19 protein-coding genes are annotated in these 19,620 nt (G+C 51.7%); all 19 read right to left on the reverse strand.

Features of this window, described 5'->3' with window-relative positions; all coding sequences use genetic code 11:
* Positions 1–69: 69 nt before the first annotated feature.
* The 19 genes from KVT34_RS05615 to yfmF all read right to left on the reverse strand — a co-directional run bounded on the left by KVT34_RS05615 (position 70) and on the right by yfmF (position 19,569).
* On the reverse strand, positions 70–936 hold the full coding sequence (locus tag KVT34_RS05615; RefSeq protein ID WP_217557440.1) for a 2-oxoacid:ferredoxin oxidoreductase subunit beta: 867 nt from the start codon (positions 934–936) through the stop codon (positions 70–72).
* Positions 924–2,675, reverse strand: a complete 1,752-nt coding sequence (locus KVT34_RS05620; protein WP_217557443.1) for a 2-oxoacid:acceptor oxidoreductase subunit alpha — start codon at positions 2,673–2,675, stop codon at positions 924–926. Before KVT34_RS05620 ends, KVT34_RS05615 begins: the two co-directional genes overlap by 13 nt.
* Positions 2,676–2,898: 223 nt before the next feature.
* Complete coding sequence (locus tag KVT34_RS05625; RefSeq protein ID WP_217557445.1) at positions 2,899–3,837, reverse strand: dipeptidase; 939 nt, start codon at positions 3,835–3,837, stop codon at positions 2,899–2,901.
* 118 nt (positions 3,838–3,955) lie between these two features.
* Positions 3,956–4,216, reverse strand: a complete 261-nt coding sequence (locus tag KVT34_RS05630; protein ID WP_005550495.1) for a stage V sporulation protein S — start codon at positions 4,214–4,216, stop codon at positions 3,956–3,958.
* 145 nt (positions 4,217–4,361) lie between these two features.
* Entirely contained in the window at positions 4,362–5,156 is a 795-nt protein-coding gene (locus KVT34_RS05635) for a TIGR00282 family metallophosphoesterase (RefSeq protein WP_217558510.1), read from the reverse strand.
* Between the two features lie 84 nt (positions 5,157–5,240).
* On the reverse strand, positions 5,241–6,785 hold the full coding sequence (gene rny, locus KVT34_RS05640; RefSeq protein ID WP_009674960.1) for a ribonuclease Y: 1,545 nt from the start codon (positions 6,783–6,785) through the stop codon (positions 5,241–5,243).
* 312 nt (positions 6,786–7,097) lie between these two features.
* Positions 7,098–7,757, reverse strand: coding sequence for a RecX family transcriptional regulator (locus KVT34_RS05645; RefSeq protein WP_217557447.1), 660 nt, complete (start codon positions 7,755–7,757; stop codon positions 7,098–7,100).
* Positions 7,758–7,866: 109 nt separating this feature from the next.
* The gene (recA, locus tag KVT34_RS05650) at positions 7,867–8,928 is read right to left on the reverse strand and encodes a recombinase RecA (RefSeq protein WP_217557449.1); all 1,062 of its coding nucleotides are present in this window, start codon (positions 8,926–8,928) and stop codon (positions 7,867–7,869) included.
* 287 nt (positions 8,929–9,215) lie between these two features.
* Entirely contained in the window at positions 9,216–10,469 is a 1,254-nt protein-coding gene (locus tag KVT34_RS05655) for a competence/damage-inducible protein A (protein WP_217557451.1), read from the reverse strand.
* 76 nt (positions 10,470–10,545) lie between these two features.
* Positions 10,546–11,133 carry a CDP-diacylglycerol--glycerol-3-phosphate 3-phosphatidyltransferase gene (gene pgsA, locus KVT34_RS05660; RefSeq protein WP_009674945.1) on the reverse strand — a complete coding sequence of 196 codons (588 nt, stop codon included), beginning with the start codon at positions 11,131–11,133 and terminating at the stop codon, positions 10,546–10,548.
* A complete protein-coding gene (gene rimO / locus KVT34_RS05665; RefSeq protein WP_217557452.1) occupies positions 11,133–12,461 on the reverse strand; it encodes a 30S ribosomal protein S12 methylthiotransferase RimO in 1,329 nt (442 codons plus the stop codon). The genes pgsA and rimO overlap by 1 nt, the downstream gene beginning before the upstream one ends.
* Before the next feature lie 128 nt (positions 12,462–12,589).
* Complete coding sequence (locus tag KVT34_RS05670; RefSeq protein WP_217557453.1) at positions 12,590–13,081, reverse strand: YajQ family cyclic di-GMP-binding protein; 492 nt, start codon at positions 13,079–13,081, stop codon at positions 12,590–12,592.
* A 45-nt stretch (positions 13,082–13,126) separates the two neighbouring features.
* Entirely contained in the window at positions 13,127–14,014 is an 888-nt protein-coding gene (locus KVT34_RS05675; RefSeq protein ID WP_217557455.1) for a helix-turn-helix domain-containing protein, read from the reverse strand.
* A 53-nt stretch (positions 14,015–14,067) separates the two neighbouring features.
* Positions 14,068–14,832, reverse strand: coding sequence for a DUF3388 domain-containing protein (locus KVT34_RS05680; protein ID WP_042233108.1), 765 nt, complete (start codon positions 14,830–14,832; stop codon positions 14,068–14,070).
* Positions 14,833–14,923: 91 nt separating this feature from the next.
* On the reverse strand, positions 14,924–15,790 hold the full coding sequence (locus KVT34_RS05685; protein WP_217557458.1) for a hypothetical protein: 867 nt from the start codon (positions 15,788–15,790) through the stop codon (positions 14,924–14,926).
* 80 nt (positions 15,791–15,870) lie between these two features.
* A complete protein-coding gene (locus KVT34_RS05690; RefSeq protein WP_042233104.1) occupies positions 15,871–16,122 on the reverse strand; it encodes a DUF3243 domain-containing protein in 252 nt (83 codons plus the stop codon).
* A 125-nt stretch (positions 16,123–16,247) separates the two neighbouring features.
* Positions 16,248–17,003, reverse strand: a complete 756-nt coding sequence (ymfI, locus tag KVT34_RS05695) for an elongation factor P 5-aminopentanone reductase (RefSeq protein WP_217557460.1) — start codon at positions 17,001–17,003, stop codon at positions 16,248–16,250.
* Positions 17,000–18,286 (reverse strand): EF-P 5-aminopentanol modification-associated protein YfmH, encoded by a 1,287-nt coding sequence (gene yfmH / locus KVT34_RS05700; RefSeq protein ID WP_217557463.1) that lies wholly within the window; start codon positions 18,284–18,286, stop codon positions 17,000–17,002. Before yfmH ends, ymfI begins: the two co-directional genes overlap by 4 nt.
* Positions 18,283–19,569 carry an EF-P 5-aminopentanol modification-associated protein YfmF gene (gene yfmF / locus KVT34_RS05705; RefSeq protein WP_217557465.1) on the reverse strand — a complete coding sequence of 429 codons (1,287 nt, stop codon included), beginning with the start codon at positions 19,567–19,569 and terminating at the stop codon, positions 18,283–18,285. The genes yfmH and yfmF overlap by 4 nt, the downstream gene beginning before the upstream one ends.
* Positions 19,570–19,620 lie beyond the last annotated feature (51 nt).

A 19,620-nucleotide genomic window follows, 5' to 3' on the forward strand; every position in this document is an offset into this window, starting at 1 on the left:
CCCTCAGTTTAACCTCTATGCGAATAAAAAAAAAGCGCGCAGAGCACTCTGCACGCTGTTCTATCCCGCTTATTTGAATTCTGCAACCAATTTGTCAAAATCAGCCTGGCTCAGCTTCATATCCTGCTTGGCAAGACCTTCAGGTTTAAAGCCGGTAACGAGGTTCTCGTAGCTCGGCTTCGTTTTATTCTGATAAATAATACCGGTCAACATGCCGTCGGTTTCCATCAGCTTCGTCATCGCCTGGATCCGGTTGCTCGGGTCGTAATCCGGGATCGTCTCCAGATCCACGATATTTTCCTTGAACCAGTCGTACGTGTTCACTTTGTTGAACGTGACGCACGGGCTGAATACGTTAATCAGCGAGAAGCCTTGGTGCTTGATGCCTTCCTCGATGATGTGTGTCAGCTGCTTCAAGTTGCTGGAGAAAGACTGCGCCACGAAAGTCGCACCGGCAGCCAGCGCCATTTCAAGAGGCGCCAGAGGCGTTTCGATGGAGCCGCTCGGCGTACTCTTCGTTTTGAAGCCTTCGCCGCTTCGCGGAGACGTCTGGCCTTTAGTCAGGCCGTAAATCTGGTTGTCCATGACGATATAAGTCATGTCGATGTTACGGCGGATCGCATGGACCGTATGAGCCATACCGATCGCGAATCCGTCGCCGTCGCCCCCGGAAGCCAGAACGGTCAGCTCGCGGTTCGCCATTTTAAGCCCTTGGGCAATCGGCAGGGAACGGCCGTGAATGCCGTGAAAGCCGTAGCAGTTCACATAGCCGGAGATACGGCCGGAGCAGCCGATACCGGATACGATCGCAAGCTGCTCGGGTTCCAGTCCCACGTTCGCGGCAGCGCGCTGAATGGAGGCCTGAACGGAGAAATCTCCGCAGCCCGGGCACCAGTTAGGCTTTACATTGTTGCGAAAATCTTTTAACGTTGCCATGCTACAGTCAGCTCCTTGCATTCTTGATAAATTTCGGACGGCAGGAACGGGGTTCCGTCGTATTTCAGCATGTTTTTGATTTTATCGGCACTGCCTGCATTCAGCTTGATCAGGTTCGCCAGCTGTGCAGTCGCGTTATTTTCGACGACAATTACATTCCTTGCTTTCGCCAGATGAGGCTTCAGCTCTTCGGCAGGGAAAGGATGCAGCAGACGAACGTGAATATGGTTCGTCGCAAGACCGTCCTTCTCCAGTCTGCCTCTTGCCTCCTCGATCGTTCCGCCCGTCGAACTCATGCCGATGATCAGAACATCCGGCTCTTCATGAGGCGCATTGACGAGAATCGGGTTGGTCACTTCCACGTGCTTTAGCTTCTCCAGGCGCTTATCCATCATTTTCTTCCGGTTTACCGGACTCTCGGACGGACGGCCTTCCTGGTCATGCTCAACGCCTGTCACGTGGTGCAGGCCGTACTTCACGCCCGGCAGCACGCGCGGCGACACGCCGTTCTCCGTAAACTCGTAACGCTTGAACAGCTGCTTGCTGTCCTCGACTTCCTCGGGCTGCGCGACGAGGCTGCCGCGTTCGATAACGATTTTATTATAATCCAGCACTTCCGAGGACTGCTTGCCCAGCGAAAGCTGGAGATCTGTTAGCAGAATGACCGGAAGCTGCAATTTTTCCGCGATGTTAAACGCTTCGATCGTATCGTAGAAGCATTCTTCGATCGTGCTCGGTGCGAGCACGACTTTGGGGATCTCCCCGTGCGTGCCGTAAATCATGGCGTTTACGTCACTTTGTTCCTGTTTGGTCGGAAGTCCCGTACTCGGGCCGCCGCGCTGTGTATCCACGATCACGACCGGCGTTTCCGTCATTCCGGCCAGACCGATCGCTTCCATCATCAGGGACAGGCCGGGACCCGCCGAGGCCGTCATGGCGCGTACGCCGCCGTAGCTGGCGCCGATTGCCATCGTACAGGCCGATATCTCGTCCTCTGTCTGGATAACGGCTCCGCCGAATTTAGGAAGCACCTTCGTCAAGTATTCCATAATCTCCGAAGCCGGTGTGATCGGATAAGCCGGCATAAAGCGGCAGCCGGCGGCTACGGCCCCGAGAGCGATGGCGTCGTTGCCGATCATGAACAGCTTCTGCTTGCCGTCCGCAGGCTCCAGCTGCAGTTCCGCGATCGGACCGCCTGCCAACTCCAGCACGGATTCCGCTCCTTTGCGCACCGCTTCGATATTCTTCTCGACTACGGCGGCGCCTTTGCGTCCGAATTCCTCTTCGACCGCTTTGTTGAACACATCTAAAGGCAGCCCCAGCAGCGCCCAGGAAGCGCCGGAAGCCGCCATATTTTTAAACAGGGAAGTTCCAAGCTCTTCCGCAATCGCCGTAATCGGCACCGGGAACAGACGCGCGTTAACGCCTTCCGGCAGGGTGGGATTAAACTTCGCGTCCGCGACGATCACGCCGTGGACTCCCAACTCATGAGAGTTCAGATCAATCGTCTCCTGGTCGAAAGCGACCAGAATATCCAAATCGTCCGAAATCGAGCGAATCGGTTTCGTACTGATGCGGATTTTATTGTTCGTATGTCCTCCCTTGATGCGCGAAGAGAAGTGACGGTAGCCGTACAAATAGTATCCGAGACGGTTAAGCGCCGTCGAGAAAATACGGTCCGTACTTTCTACACCCTCCCCTTGTTGTCCCCCGATCTTCCACGATAACTGACTAATCACCTTGCGTCCACTCCTTTTGATGGTGAGCTGCTCCGCCTCTTGCAAACCATTTTGCAAAACGAGCCCTGCTTAGAACGATGCTTGTATGATAGATTGTAGGATATAAAAAAATTTTTTCAAGCTATCCAAATTCTATTCCTAGACCCCGTAAATTGCAAGGGTTTTCCGTAAAAGGGACAGATAGCTTTTTTAGATCATACCCATATCAAAAAGAGATCGCTCTCTAGGAAACCGGCAGACTGCGTTCCAGGAAGGCGTATCCGTTCTGCCAGAGAAATTTCTGGGCTTGGACGGGCGTGTAGTGCTTGTACAGTTCATTGGCCAGGTTCGCGTACATGCCGGCGTTCTCCAGTCCGTGGATATAGTTGTCTATCCCGTCGAAATCAGATCCGAAGCCGATAAAATCTTCACCGCCCAGCGAGCAGATGTGATCGATATGCCGGAAAAGGTCCGTAATGAAAACCGGACCGTTCTTCTTCACAAACCAAGGGACGAATGTAATTCCGATCATTCCTTTCCGTTCGATAAGGCAGCAGATTTGTCCGTCGGTCAAATTTCGCGGATGGTCGCATGCCGATTTGGCATTGGAATGCGAAGCGAACAAATGCAGGCCGGGTACGTCGGCCGCTTCCCAAAAAGCTTTTTCCGATAGATGCGAGGCATCGAACAGAACCCCTAGGTGATTACTTTCTTTTATCAGCTGCTGCCCCCGCAGGGTAAACCCCCCGTTTCGGGTCTCCATGGCCCCGTCTACCGCCCAATTGGCGAAATTCCAGGCGGGTCCTATGCTTCTGAGCCCCAACCGGTAAAGCATACGCAGTTGAGCCAGGCTGCCCCTCAGCCCTTCCGCTCCTTCCAAAGTCAGCAGCACGCCCCGTTTGCCCGTCGTCAGCACATGCTGAAGATCCGAGCGGGTTTGGATCAGGACGATATCGGGATTGCAGAGCACTCTTCTGTGTAAAATATCCACGTACTCCAGGATGTGCCCCGCATCGGGATTCTTGATTTCTTCCGGCAGGTAGACCGCCATAAACTGGATTTTGACTCCCCCCTGCTTCATAAGCGGGTAGTTTACGTCCAATAGAGGCTCGGCCGCGTTAAAATCAAGCAGCGGGTTCCGGTACATCTTCATCAAAACATCGCAGTGAGCATCGATAATCATGGTTACCTCCAGGCTCTTTAGTGGGCCTTGCCTTTGCTGCACGATGCGAAAAAAACCTGTCTACAGAGTATGTAAACAGGTCCGTTCATGTATGTACAACCCGAGGAGCGCGCGTGAATCATCTCGGTTCTACGATGAGTTTGATCGCCGTGCGGTCTTCCCCGTCAATGACGATGTCTGTAAAGGCGGGTACGCAAATTAAGTCGACTCCACTGGGCGCCACAAATCCTCTTGCGATCGCTACCGCTTTGATTGCCTGATTCAGAGCACCCGCGCCAATGGCTTGAAGCTCCGCCGCCCCGCGCTCCCGTAACACGCCTGCAAGCGCCCCTGCTACGGAGTTTGGATTGGACTTTGCTGAAACTTTTAATACTTCCATGGAAAAGTACCTCCTTGGGTTGATGGATAAAGGATTAAGGTTTCCTCTTTCCATCCTATTCGGACAGGTGATCAAACATTCCTGAACCGGCATCACCGGGAGGTACAAGTTAAATTTGCGGCAGAAAGCCGGCTGCTGAACGCTCCTATTCGAAAAGAAGATCTTCCTCATTAATCCGAATGAGTTCGATCTTGCCCGCTTTGCCTGTCGTATCGTCGAGATCGATAACGGTCGCATGGAAATGCCACTGCCCTTCGTCTACGACGAATCTTACCGGCAGCTGCGTCGTAAACTTACGCAGAACGGCTGTGCGCTCCATGCCGAGTACGCCGTCCCGGGGACCTACCATGCCTACGTCCGTCACGTAAGCCGTTCCTTGCGGCAGCACGCGGTTATCGTTCGTCTGGACATGCGTATGCGTGCCTACTACCGCCGAAACACGGCCGTCCAGGTGCCAGCCCATCGCAATTTTCTCCGACGTTGTCTCCGCGTGGAAATCGACGAAGATATGCTTGTACTTTCCTTTCGCCGCCTCGAGAATCTCGTCTACCTTGCGGAACGGACAGTCGATCGGAGGCAGAAAAGTCCGCCCCTGCAGATTGATAAGCAGGATTTCCTGGTTGCGCACCTTTAAAACGGTATATCCCCGCCCCGGCGCTCCTTCGGGAAAATTCGCGGGACGCACCATCTGAACTTCATCGTCGATGAAATCAAAAATTTCTTTCTGGTCCCAGGTGTGGTTGCCGAGCGTTATTCCATGAATCCCGAGCTGGTAGAGCTCCTTCGTAATTTGCGACGTAATCCCTCGGCCTCCGGCCGCATTTTCACCGTTCGCGATAAATACCGCGTTCGCATATTTTAATTTCAGTTTAGGCACCATTGTTTTTACTGCATTCCGGCCGACTGATCCGACAATGTCTCCGATAAATACGATCTTAATAACCCATCACTCCTGCCTCTTTCTCTTTCCGGCTAAAAAAAGGAAAAGTGGCTTACGCAGCCACTTTTCACAAGTATACTTCTTTTATTTGGCGTATTCAACCGCGCGGGTTTCACGAATGACCGTAACTTTGATATGACCGGGATAGTCAAGCTCGTTTTCGATCTTCTTCGTAATATCGCGGGCGAGTCTGAATGCTTCCGCATCGTCGATTTTCTCCGGTTGAACCATGACGCGAACCTCGCGTCCGGCCTGGATGGCGTACGATTTCTCCACGCCTTCGAACGATTCGGAGATGCCTTCAAGCTTCTCGAGACGCTTGATATAGGTTTCCAGCGTTTCCCGGCGTGCACCCGGTCTGGCCGCAGACAATGCGTCCGCCGCTCCGACGAGCATGGCGATAACCGAGGTCGCTTCCACGTCTCCGTGGTGGGAAGCGATACTGTTCACAACGACAGGATGTTCCTTGTACTTTTTGGCGATTTCAACACCGATCTCCACGTGTGACCCTTCCACTTCGTGGTCAAGCGCTTTACCGATGTCATGCAGAAGCCCGGCACGTTTCGCCAATGTCACGTCTTCGCCGAGTTCTCCAGCCATCAAACCGGAAAGATAAGCAACTTCCATGGAGTGTTTGAGAACGTTCTGTCCGTAACTTGTACGGAATTTGAGACGTCCCAAAATTTTGATCAGATCCGGATGCAGACCGTGTACGCCCACTTCGAACGTAGCTTGTTCTCCATACTCGCGAATCCGCTCGTCCACTTCCTTGCGGGATTTCTCCACCATCTCTTCGATACGAGCCGGATGGATACGTCCGTCGGCCACGAGCTTTTCAAGCGAGGTCCGCGCGATTTCTCTGCGGATCGGATCAAAGCCGGACAAAATAACGGCTTCCGGAGTATCGTCGATAATAAGATCGATCCCCGTCAAGGTTTCAAGGGCTCGGATATTACGGCCTTCGCGACCGATAATCCGGCCTTTCATTTCTTCATTCGGAAGACTTACGACAGATACCGTCGTTTCGGCAACATGGTCGGCAGCGCAGCGCTGAATGGCGAGCGTGATGATTTCACGCGCTTTCTTGTCGCCTTCTTCTTTGGCCTGCTGCTCTATTTCTTTAATAAGTTGTGCGGTTTCATGACGAACTTCCTGTTCAACGCCGGATAGGATGATGGTCTTCGCTTCTTCCATGGTCATGCCGGAAATACGTTCGAGTTCCGAAACCTGTTTGCGGTAGAGCTCATCAATCTGATTCTGCGTTTCTTCAATTCTCTTCTCTTTGTTGGCGACTTGCTCTTCTTTGCGTTCAAGAGATTCTAATTTTTTATCCAGCGACTCCTCTTTTTGCAACAATCGTCTTTCATGTCGTTGAGATTCATTTCGACGTTCACGAATGTCTTTTTCAGCTTCGGCCCGGAGCTTATGAACTTCATCTTTGGCTTCCAATACCGTTTCTTTTTTCAGTGCCTCCGCTTCTTTGCGGGCATTTTCTACAATTTGTGCAGCGGCAGTTTCAGCACTGGAAATTTTCGCTTCTGCAAGAGACTTGCGGATAAAATAACCAATCCCTAAGCAAATAACGCCAACAACGAGAATGATCAGGACCCAGATAATTGGATTCATCATGTTCACCTCCTCGTTGGTTCCTCCAAGGTGTTAGCTTGGGATGATTCGGTTTTTTTAATCCGATATTCGTTTGTTCAAGCCGTATGGACCACATTCCGTGCTAGAAAATGGTTCGGTTTGTTTGTCCGTACAACGGGGGTTGTTCGGAACAGCATGGAGCAGAAGCAATCTTGGCGGAAATCGCTTCTGTTACCTCATAGAAAATCTGATGATTTTTTATGAAAATATACAATTGTATTTTATCTGTTCACAAAGAACATTGTCAAGCTATTGGCTTCGTCAACCGTGACTGAGTGCGCTTTCACGGGAAAGCTACTCCTCATTTTCGAGCTCTTCTTCGGAAAGCCGGCGCATCACATCGTTAACGAGCGAAGACGGATATCCCCGCCGAAGCAGAAAAGCCATCGTTTTTCTTTTGCGGTCCATCTTCTCGCCTGACACGGTTTTCCATTTTTTACGGCCCACAATAAGGGCCCCTTCCATTTCTTCCTCCGTATCGACCGCCGACAGCGCTTTGGAAATCTCGTCCCGGGAAAGCCCTTTCTGGGCGAGCTCGTAGCGGACCGCATTGCGGCCTTTACGCTGGTATTGAATACGTTGTTCCGTCCAAAGCTTTGCGAAATCGGCATCATCCAGGTACTTTTGTTCCAATAGGCGGCCCACCACCCAATCAATCAGATCGGCTTCGTAGCCCAGGTCCTTAAGCTTCATTTTTACTTCCTGGACCGATCGCGGCCTGACCGCCACGAAACGGATCGCTTTCAGGTAGGCTTCATGCTTCTCGTCTTCCTCCATCGCTTCCCGCAAACGCTGCGCATCTATCTGTTCCCCTTTGAGCAGGCGGTTCTTAATCAAGATATCTTCATGCACGGAGCAGGCATATTCATCGTTGACATAAACATTGTAACGTTTCTTATTGCGCTTTTGCCGTTCTATCCCCGTAATGACGGAAGCCTCTGTTTCGTCTTTCATAAGCTTTTTCCCCTTTCGACACCTAATGGGTCCATAAACAAAGAAAAGCTCCCCAGGGAGCTAAAACAAGGCCGCATCCTGCGCTGTACGTAAGAGGCGGCCCTTGTTCTTATTCTTCTTCTTCCGTAAAGAGTGCCAGTTCTTCGTCCGGATCGTCTACATCCACGCCCGTCGGAGGAACTACATTCGTGAGATTGCTCGCTTCCCGGATTTTTTGTTCAATAACGTCGGCAACTTCCTTGTTTTCCTTGAGGAACTGCTTCGAGTTCTCGCGTCCCTGGCCGAGACGGTCGCCGTTATAGGAGTACCAGGCACCGCTCTTATTCACGATATCCAGTTCCGTTCCGATATCGATGATACTGCCTTCACGGGAAATACCTTCGCCGTACATAATGTCAATATCGGCCTGTTTGAACGGAGGCGCAACCTTGTTCTTCACGACCTTGATACGGGTACGGTTACCGACCATATCGTTGCCCTGCTTAATCGTTTCAACGCGGCGAACATCCAAACGCACGGTCGAATAGAATTTCAACGCGCGGCCGCCCGGAGTTGTTTCTGGATTACCGAACATAACGCCGACTTTCTCACGCAATTGGTTAATAAAGATGGCGATAACCTTCGATTTATTGATGGCGCCGGAAAGTTTACGCAGCGCTTGCGACATCAGACGGGCCTGAAGACCGACGTGGGAGTCCCCCATCTCGCCTTCGATTTCCGCCTTAGGAACCAAAGCCGCAACGGAGTCGATAACGATAATATCTACTGCTCCACTGCGTACAAGGGCTTCCGCGATTTCAAGCGCCTGCTCGCCTGTGTCCGGCTGGGAGAGAAGCAATTCGTCAATGTTGATTCCGAGCTTGCTTGCATAAAGCGGGTCAAGAGCATGCTCTGCATCGATAAATGCGGCTTGTCCGCCAGATTTTTGCACTTCTGCGATTGCGTGAAGAGCGACCGTTGTTTTACCGGAAGATTCGGGTCCGTAGATTTCGATAATTCTACCGCGAGGAAAACCTCCGGTTCCAAGTGCTATATCCAAAGCAAGGGAACCACTGGGGATGGTCTCCACCTGCATGTGTGTCGATTCTCCGAGTTTCATGATCGAACCCTTGCCAAACTGCTTCTCAATTTGGCGCAATGCCATTTCTAATGCGGCACGACGATCTGACAATACACTCACTTCCTTTAACTGTTATAGGTATATCATACCTTCTTTTTCACCCGTTGCCAAGCATTTTTTCGAACATACATTCGTTTTTTTTGTGACAGCCCTCTATCGCCGCCCGGTGAGGAATTCGGACAGAAGCTTCTCTTATTTAAAGGAAACGGCGCTCCTTTCGGTCCTTGCACGGCAAAAAAATAAAAACCGCAGCAAAGACAAATTCTTCGCTACGGTTCTTCCGTTAACATGCTTTCATTATAGCTTAAAATTTGCGGTTTTTCAACAAAAAACGCCGATCAGCCGTCCGCTTTTATAAGTTTCCAAAGCTGGTGCAGAGCCGTTTTGGCCGCGCGCAGCTTGATCGACTCCCTCAGTCCGGGGAGCTGGAGCTTTTGAACATGAACATCTCCGTCCTTGCAGCCGACTCCGACATAGACAAGCCCGATCGGTTTGCCTTCGGAGGTAGTCGGTCCGGCAACTCCCGTTACGGATACGGCATAATCCGCATTTGTGCGCTCCAGCAGGCCCCGCACCATTGCCTCGGCCGTTTCGGCGCTCACCGCTCCGGGAGCGTCCTCACCTTCCAGCAGCTTCGTAGGAACGCCGAGCATACTGTGCTTCATTTCGTTGGAATAAGAGACGACTCCGCCCAGAAACACCGAGGAACGCCCCGGTATGGATGTGATCAAATCACTCAGGAGTCCGCCGGAACAGCTCTCGGCCGTCGTCAGGGTCTGATTTCTGGATTGAAGTATCGCGAGCACCGCTTCCTCGATAGGAATATCCTCTTCCGCATATAAGTGTTCCCCTACACGGCTGCGGATTTCCTTCTCTACCTGTTCCATCTTGCGGAGAGCTTCCTCTTCCGTGTGCGCCTTCGTCGCCAGGCGGATCGTCACCTCGCCCTCCTTGGCATAAGGGGCGATGGTCGGATCGGTCTGTTTCTCGATGAGGTCAAACAGCTTATGCTCGAGGGACGATTCGCCTATCCCGGCAAACTTGAGCATCTTCGAATACAAAGGCATCTCATCGGTTATGAGGCCGCTCAGCCAGTCCTTGGCGTAGCGCTCAAACATCGGCTTCATTTCCTTCGGCGGGCCAGGAAGAAGCAGATACCGGGTCCCCTCGTGATCCAGGCCGAGCCCCACGGCCAATCCCGTATCGTTCGGAAGCGGTTCCGCTCCTTCGATCATGTTCGCCTGCCTGGAATTGCTCTCGACCATATGAAGCCCCTGCGAATCGAACAGCTCGCGGATCTTGGCCATGGAAATCTCGTCGATATAGAGCCCCCGGCCGGTCATATCGGCCAGTACATCCTTCGTCAGATCGTCCAGAGTCGGACCGAGTCCCCCTGTCGTGATAACCAGGTCTGCCCGTTTCCCGGCCTGTTCCAACGCTTCCCGGATGCGGGCGGGGTTGTCGCCTACGACAGTCTGGAAGTACAAGTCGATGCCGAGCATCGCGCATTCCTGCGCCAAGTACTGAGCATTCGTATTTAAAATCTGCCCCAGCAGAAGCTCAGTTCCAACCGCAATCAATTCTGCTTTCATGCTGTAAATCCTCCTTCACTTATGTAAACTTGCATGGTGTGGGCTGCATTTGCCGGAGACGAAGAAAACACAGTATCTACTGTGTTTTCTCGGAAAAATCAATTACATGTTTATTTTTGATGAAATAATCGAGCCCGGAGTACACCGTGATGATCGCGGCAATCCAGCTTGCGATCAAATCGAACGGAACGTTGATAAACGCAAACGGGAAGTTGTTGATCAGCAGCGCAATAATCGCCGTGATTTGTGCCGCTGTTTTGGCTTTACCCCATTTGCTCGCCTGAATAACAGCCCCCTCCAGCAGAGCGATCTGCCTGAGTCCGGTCACGGCCCATTCGCGGCTGATAATCACGATCACGATCCATGCGCCCAGTTTATCCATTTCAACGAGGGACACCAGAACGGCGGTTACAAGCAATTTATCGGCCAGCGGATCCAGCAGCTTTCCGAGGTTCGTAACCAGTTTGTTTTTGCGGGCGATGTATCCGTCCAGACTGTCGGTGCTCGCCGCAATTATGAAAATGAGCGCCGCGATAATCTGGTTGTACGTGATGGAAAACGTTTGAATTTTAATATGTGGAAACTGGATGTTCACAAGAAGGAAAAACATAATAATCGGCACCAGGAAAATCCTGGCAAGCGTAATCTTGTTGGCTAAATTCATTATGCGATAACCTCCCCGGAGAGGTCGAATTCAAAGGAGTGGGTAACCCGCACTTTTACAACGCCGCCTATTCCGATATTCGTGCCGGTTACGAAAACTTCCCCGTCGATCTCCGGCGCATCGTATTGGGAACGGCCGATATATACGTCGTTGCGGCCGTCATAACGCTCGATAAGCACATCGACCGCTTCGCCCAGTCTGCGGCCCCCGCGGCGGTTGGATATTTCACGCTGAAGCTCCATAAGAGCGGCCGCGCGGTATTCTTTTACTTCGTCCGGCACCTGGTCGGGAAGGCGTGACGCCGGCGTGTTTTCTTCCATTGAATAAGTGAAGACGCCGAGCCGGTCGAACTGGACATCTTGAACGAACTGCACAAGATGTTCGAAATCTTCTTCCGTTTCACCCGGAAATCCGACGATAAGCGAAGTGCGCAAAGCCGCATCCGGCATTCTTTTGCGTATTTTGAGAATAAGTTCCCGGGCGTCCTTCTCTCTTCCGGGACGTCTCATCCGCTTGAGAATAGCGTCGGAGCTGTGCTGAAGCGGCATATCTATGTATTTGCAAATCTTCGGATTGTTCGCCATCGTTTCGATCAGCTCATCCGTAAAAAATCCGGGATAGGCGTAATGCAGCCTGACCCATTCGATGCCTTCCACTTCACTCACACGATTGAGCAGTTCGGGAAGCATGAACTTATCGTACAGATCCGTTCCGTAATTGGTGGAATCCTGGGCGATGAGGCTGACCTCCTTAACCCCTTGCGATGCCAATTGCCGAGCTTCCGAAATGACGGACTCCATCGAACGGCTGCGGAATTTTCCCCTCATAATCGGAATGGAGCAGAACGTACAGGCGTTATCGCAGCCTTCCGCGATTTTGACGTATGCGGTATACCGGGGGGTGGAAACCTTGCGCGGAAGCGCTTGCTCATAGTTAAACACCGGATTCCCGACATAGACCGGCTTTTTGCCTTTCAGGGCTTCGTCAATAATGGCATTGATGTTGTGAAAATCGCCCGTTCCCACAATCCCGTCAATCTCAGGCATTTCTTTCATCAGTTCTTCTTTGTACCTCTGTGTCAGACACCCCGAAACGATTAGCGCTTTCAAATTCCCGGTTCTTTTCAGATCGGCCATATCCAGAATGGTAGCAACCGATTCTTCTTTGGCGGCATCGATAAATCCGCACGTATTTACAATAATCACGGTAGCTTCTTCGTTGTTCTCGACCACGCTGTACCCTCGCTGATCGACCAGTCCGGACATGATCTCGGAATCCACCAAGTTTTTCTCACATCCAAGCGTTACTACTCTTACCTTCTCCGTCATGCTGAAACCTCCAAACGTCGTAGCAAAGCCATCCTTACAAGTATAATACAACGTTAATCCGAGTGTCAAAATAGGGAAACCCTCCGATATCCGCGGGAAAAACCGGGACACCGGAGGGCTGCTTTCACTTATCTGAAATTGTCAAATTGCAGATCGATAGGAAGATCGGCGCCTTTCAGCATTTGAATCACTTTCTGCAAATCGTCTCTGCTTTTGCCGGTTACACGGATGGAGTCTCCTTGGATTTGGCTCTTTACCTTCAGCTTCGAATCCCGGATCATGATGTTAATCTTCTTGGCGATGTCCGCTTCGATTCCTTGTTTGAGCTTAACGCGCTGGCGGACCGTTCCCAAAGAAGCCGACTCGATTTTGCCGTATTCGAGATTTTTAAGGGCGATGCCCCGTTTAGCCATCTTGGCGTGAAGGATGTCAATCACGTTCTGAAGCTTGAAATCGTCGTCCGAATGAAGAACGAGTTCTTCTTTTTCCAATGTGATCTCGCTCTTGCTGCCTTTGAAATCAAAACGGGTTTCGATTTCTCTCTTGGCCTGCGTAATGGCGTTGTTTAATTCCTGCATATCCAGCTTGGATACGATATCGAAAGAGCTTTCCGAACTCATTTTGGCTTCGTCCTCTCCTGCGTAATTACACTCACAAGTTTACGATCAAGGCTGCGGCTGCAGCGTAATTTTAATGTTCTTAGGGTTGGAGGCATCTCCGACGTTGAGCTCTTGCCCGTTTACGGTGATTTTAGCGGCGTTGGCCGCGCCTACACGAATCTGTGCGGTAGTCGTCAGAGAAAACGTCTCCGTTTCGCCCTGTTTCAAAGTTCCCTGCTTCTCCATTTTCTTGCTGTTGTTCGGGAAACTATCTACTCTGTACCAGCACTGCGTTCCAGCCGCCGTCACGGTAATGTCGAGTTTACCGCCCACTGCCGTGTAATTGTCCAGACTGTTGCTGCTGTTAACAAGCGTCAAGGCTCCTCCCCCAGGCGTCGGGGTCGGCGTAGGAGTAGCGCTCGGCGTCGGTGTAGGAGTAGGCGTAGTTGTGGCTGTCGCGCCCCCTCCGTTGCCCGGAGCAGGACTCGGAACGGACGTCGCGTTGGGATCCGCCGTATCCGTCAGTCTGTTGGGCTCATTGATCGCGCCCGAGCTGTCTCCCTTGTTGTTAACCACGACGAAATAATACACGATAGCCGCTATCAACAGCACGAACGAAACGACCATAATGGTGGACGCCCACTTGCTGAGTCTGTCCGTGCTTCTTGCCGAACTCCGGCGCGGTGTGCGGATCGTTTCGACCGTCGGCTCCGGCGGAGCTGCCGGAACTGTGCCCTGATACATGTTCAGAACTTCGTTCGGATCGAGACCGACCGCTTCCGCGTAGCTTTTGATAAAAGCCCTCACATAAAAACTGCCGGGCAAAACTTTATAATTTTCCTCTTCAATTGCTTCAAGATATCTGGTTCTGATTTTCGTAACTTCCTGCAAATCGTCCAGAGACATTCTCTTTTCCAATCGGGCCTGCTTCAATCGCTGACCGAGTTCCGACATGTTCTCACCTCCGTAAATTCAGCGGGTCCTTCCCCTTTTAGACGAACAAAACCTCAAAATGGTTCTGTGTTATACGTAAAACTGTCATAATTGATTTCTTCGTCCGGATTGTTACGAAGTTCGATAATGTAATCGAAATCGTTATACGTGTAATGGGACTCTTTGATAAAAATATCCGGATGCTCGATTACTTTGGTAGACGGCGTAGCCATAATCTCCTGCAGCAGCGAGAAGTGTTTCTCATTGGAACGGATAGTTGAAACGATTCCGTCAATGATAAAAACGTTGTTCATGGACATCTCGTCCTCCGAAAGCTGGCTTCGAACGGTCTGTCTTAACAAAGTGGACGAAACAAACGTCCAGCGTTTGTTCGAACATACGCTGCCTGCAATGATGGACTCGGTCTTGCCTACCCGCGGCATTCCGCGGAGTCCGATCACCTGATTGCCCTCGCGTTTGAATACTTCACCCAGAAAATCGACCAGGAGCCCGAGTTCGTCTCTTGTAAAACGGAACGTTTTCCTGTCGTCGGAGTCGCGTTCTATGTACCGGCCGTGTCTTACGGCAAGAATATCAACCAGTTTTGGGGTTCTAAAGGCGGTTATGGTGATATTATCCACCTTTTTTAACATTTTACCCATTAACTCGATTTTTTCATCATCGTTGGTTTGAAGAAGCATACCGCGCGTGCGGTCCTCCACCCCGTTGATCGTCACAATATTGATATCGAGCATCCCCATGAGGGAAGCGATATCCCCCAGAAGTCCCGGACGGTTCTTATGTATTCGATATTCCATGTACCATTCTTTGATTTCCAAAACGTAAGCACCTCATTTGCCATGGCACGAATTAGACATTCCGAGTTATTATTCTACAACGTTTGACAAAGTCCTGCCAACTTCTTTGTAACTACGACTTTTTTAGAAATTCGACTTGTTTCATTTCTTCCGCAGAATAGGTCTGTATACCCGGCTTCCAATCCCCTTGAATCATCCGGTTCTGCTCCTTTGCCATAACGGCTTCCCAGTTCACTTGTACGGCAAAAGATTGATCCAGCGGCACGACGGGAATCCCGAGCGATTTGATTTTCTGCTGATCCGTTTTCTGAAGAGTCGTATACGGGATAATCCAGCTTGAACGATGCTCGGCGGCCTGTTTTTTCAACTGGTCGAACCATTCGGGATTGCTGTCCGTATTTACGGTATGACCGGATAAGCCGGAAGGGGATAAACCTGAGGGTATGGGAACCGAAGATTTTGTTACCCATTCGATGGATTTTCTTTTGTCCGCCTGATCTTTGACCCAGCCGCTCATCGCCTGTTCGATCATCGCATGATCTACGCCACGAACAACGGTATTCGGAGGAGCCGTCTGCTCCGCCTGCATACCGGGATCTTCCAAACGGTCCGCAAGCACGACGAATTTCTGATTCTTGAGCCTGACCGCCTCTGCCGAAGCTTGAGGAACAAGACTGCTGCCGATTACAACGACATAATCATAGCGCTTCGATTCGAGCCGTGTTCCCATGGCGCTGTCAAAAGCGGCGTCCTGCTTCCACTCCGAAGTGAGCCCGCTGCCGCTTCTCCATTTTGCGAGCGCCGCCGCCACGCTCGTTTTCGTTTCCTGTGTCACATCCGAGGCCGTTACGACCAGAACCGAATGTTTGGACGCCAGCTGCTGTTCGGTGATCGTCGGAAGCCCGCGAGTCCCGCATGAAGAAAGCATGACTGTGATGACTGGCAGGAAAAGTGCAAGTTTTACCCGCGAGAAACTCATGATACCGAATCCTTTCCTGAAATGATGGCATGGAAAAGCCCCGCATTGAAGTGGGGCTTTTCGCATGTACATCATCTATTCTACTCTTTATTCACCAGTTTGACCATTAAACGGGCCATAACCTTGCGTTCGTTCTCGTCACCTGCGTCCCAGAGTTCTTTGAGCAGACGCTCTTCGCGGTTTTCCGGGTCCACTTTATCGGACAGAAACTCACCGATCTGGAAAGCAAGGTTAGAAATTTTCTCGTCGTTCAGGCCTACTCTCTCGGCTTGGTCCACCCGTTCAGCCAAAAATTCTTTCCATCTGTCAAACACTGTAAGTACCGTAGACATGGGTCGGGCCTCCTTTGATTTGTTAGGATGAGAGGAACACCTGTAATATCTGCATCCGGACAATCAAATATTCCCGGGAAGCTATCCAAACCCTTGGTAATTAAGGGAATACCGCAGGCCGCCGTTCACGTCAGCCAGCCCCCGTTGGGGCTGATAATCTGGCCGGTAATGTAGCCGGACTCGGGCAGAGCCAGAAAATATACCAGCGAGGCGATTTCGTCGGGCGCCGCAAAACGGCCGGCCGGTATTTCGCTCGCGATGGCTTCTTTCTCCGCTGGATCGAAGCCGGACATCATATCGGTATCGACCGCTCCGGGCGCAACGGCGTTTACAGTGACGCCCGAAGGAGCCAATTCCTTGGCCAACGCTTTCGTAAACGCGTTGATGCCGCCTTTTGCCGTGGAATAGATGACCTCGCAGGATGCGCCCGAAATTCCCCAGATGGAAGACACGTTAATAATGCGGCCGTATTTCCGGGAGATCATTCGGTCCATAAAGAGCTGGCTGCACAGAAAAGTGCCCTTCAGGTTAATGTCCATAACCCGGTCCCACTCCTCTTCCGTCACATCGGAAAGCAGGCCGTAGTGGGAAATCCCCGCATTATTGACCAGCACATCGGGTATAAAGCCCCGCTGCTCCATTTTGTCGCGCATAGCCACAATCTGTTCCTTCGAGTTCAGATCCGCGCACACCGTCATGACCTTCGCTCCATGGTTCATGCAGCGGCGCGCCACTTCGTTGGCCGCTTCATGAGACTGCAAGTAATGGATCACCACGTTCATGCCAAGCTTGGCGAACCGTTCGGCGACGGCCGCTCCGATTCCGCGGCTGCCGCCCGTTACGAGGACCGTCTGCTCGGTAAACGGTCGGAGCCCCGTCACGAACGCTCGCTTCGCACGAGCGAAACGGCAAAGCGGCTCCAGTCAAAGTGTTCCCGGAGCCTGGACTCCGCCTCATCCTTGGTGATGGATTCGTACGTTTTTAAAATATCAAACATATCGGCCCCTTTGAACAAATACCGGGTAAATTCATTCGTGATCGCCTCGGGGGAATTCAGCATCCGCAGAAATCCGCCGATTTTTTTTCTGCGGCTTCTTTCGAAAGCTTCTTCGTCCAGCCCTTCCGCTTTCACACGGTCCAACTCTTCACGGATTCTGCTCAGCAGAAGATCCGGATCTTTCGTATCTCCGCCCATCGCGGAAAACGCGTACTCCGGAGACGAGTTGTACTCATGACTGAAATTGTCCGAGATGAGCCCTTCATTGTACAGCTTCTGGTAGATCGGGGAGCTTGCGCCCAGCAGGACTTCCAGTACAAGCTTCGTCGTAAGCTCCCGTTTGAGGATCGCGTCCCCTTCTTCGTGCAGAGCTTTTTCTTTAAAACCGAACAGGCATTTAGGCAGCGATACCGGCAGGATCGTTTCCTTGCGTTCCGTCTCGACGGTTTCCGGCTCCGATTCGAAAAACCGGCGTATTTCCCCCTGAGGTTTGAATGTTTTGGCCGCCTGATTCGCCCGGATATGCGAAATCACTTCTTCGGGATTCACGCCGCCCGCGATAAAGACCGTCATGTTGCTCGGGTGATAGAACGTGTGGTAGCAGTCGTACAACATATCCTTGGTAATTTCGGTAATGGACGGGATGGTGCCCGCAATATCGATCCGAACCGGATGCTTGCTGTACAAAGCTTCGATAAGGCCGTAGTACGCTCTCCAGTCCGGATTGTCGCGGTACATGTTGATTTCCTGCCCGATGATGCCCTTTTCCTTCTCGACATTCTCTTCGGTAAAGTACGGATTCTGAACAAAATCGATCAGAGTCGTGATGTTCTCCATAATCTGGCCCGTAGCCGAAAAGAGATAGACCGTCCTCTCGAAGCTCGTAAATGCGTTCGCGGAAGCTCCGCGGGATGCAAACGTGGCGAAGACATCGCCGGTAGGCTCCTCGAACATTTTATGCTCCAGAAAATGGGCAATTCCGTCCGGCACGCGGATTTCGGGCCCGCCCTCCACTTGAAAGTGATTATCGATCGACCCGTAGCGGGTGGAAAACGTCGCGTACGTTTTTTGAAACCCTTCCTTAGGCAGCACGTAGACGTGAAGGCCGTTCGGAAGCTTTTCTTCGTACAAAGTTTCGTTTAAGTGAGGATAGGGAATGACGTTCACTTGGCTTCCTCCTTTTCATCCCTCAAGAAATAGATGGTGTCCAGGAATACTCCCTCGGCGGCCTGCTGAATCTCTGCGATGCTCGTGTTCGTCACTCCGTCGATCAGCTCTTGAACGGTGCGCTCTTTGCCCGAAAGAACGGCATTGAAATCAAAAGCGATCTGTTCGAAAGCGGAATCCTGCATTTCCCGCAGCTGGTTGGCTATCATCGCTCTTGTCTGACTGAGCTCGATATCGCTGATAAAGCCGGTTCTCATGTCTTCCAGCTGTTTGCGGATAATATCAACCGCTTTCTCGTAATTCTGCATCTCGATGCCCGATTGGATCGTCAGGATGCCCTTGTGCCCGTCAAGGCGGGAAGATGCATAGTAAGCGAGGCTCGCCCTTTCGCGCACGTTCAAAAACAGCTTGGAATGGGGATATCCGCCCAGAATGCCGTTATACATAAGCGCGGCGGGATACGCATCGTCTCCGTACGTAATCGGCGTACGCAGGCCCATGTTCAACTTGCCCTGCGTGACGGGGAATCGTTCCACCACGACATGGGTCTCCCCTGTCCGGCGCTGAGGCGCGGTGCGCGTATAGGCGGGATTCTCCTCCCTCTCCAGCCGGAAAGCACGGCTCACGATGTTCTCGACTTCCTGGAGGGTCGTATTGCCGACTACGTATAAGTCGATAGGCGCTTCGGCCAGCCATTTTTTGAAGTAGGCAAAAAGGGATTCCGGCGTGGAAGCGGGAATATCCTTCAGCTCCCCCAGAGGATGCAGCCGGTACGGCTCCCCTTTGCACATTTCGGCAATGCAGCGTTCGGCGGCGAAGCGGATTTTATCGTTAATGATGGATTCGATCCGTTTGCGCAGCGTTTCCTTCTCGGATTCCACATATTTGGAGAGAAAAGCGTCTCCCTCGGCTGCCGGCTTCGTGATGGCTTCACCCAGAAACGAAAGGGCTTTCTCCAAAAGAGACTCGGGGGACGACACAAACCGGTCGTTAATTACATCCATGCGGAACTGAACGATCTGGTAGTCTCCGCGCTTGTAAATGTCAAAACCGAAGCCCGCTCCGTAGAGATCGTCGAGATGCTCTCGGAACTGCTTCGTTTCGGGATAACTTTCCGTTCCCCTTCTCAGAACAAAAGGAACCAATGCCGTCTGCGTTACGTCTTCCTCGGAAAGAGGGCGTCCTATGTAAGCGGAAATGGCGAATGTTTTATAGCGGTCTGTAGGCAGTACATGCAGCCTGATCTGACGCAGTGTACTCCGTTCAAACTGTTGGGTGCTCAATGTTGTCGTTCTCCCTTCACAACCGTCTTGGGTCTAAACTATTCGGATCTC

It is taken from the genome of Paenibacillus sp. GbtcB18 (genome assembly GCF_019091125.1).
Classification (GTDB): Bacteria; Bacillota; Bacilli; order Paenibacillales; family NBRC-103111; genus Paenibacillus_F; species Paenibacillus_F chitinolyticus.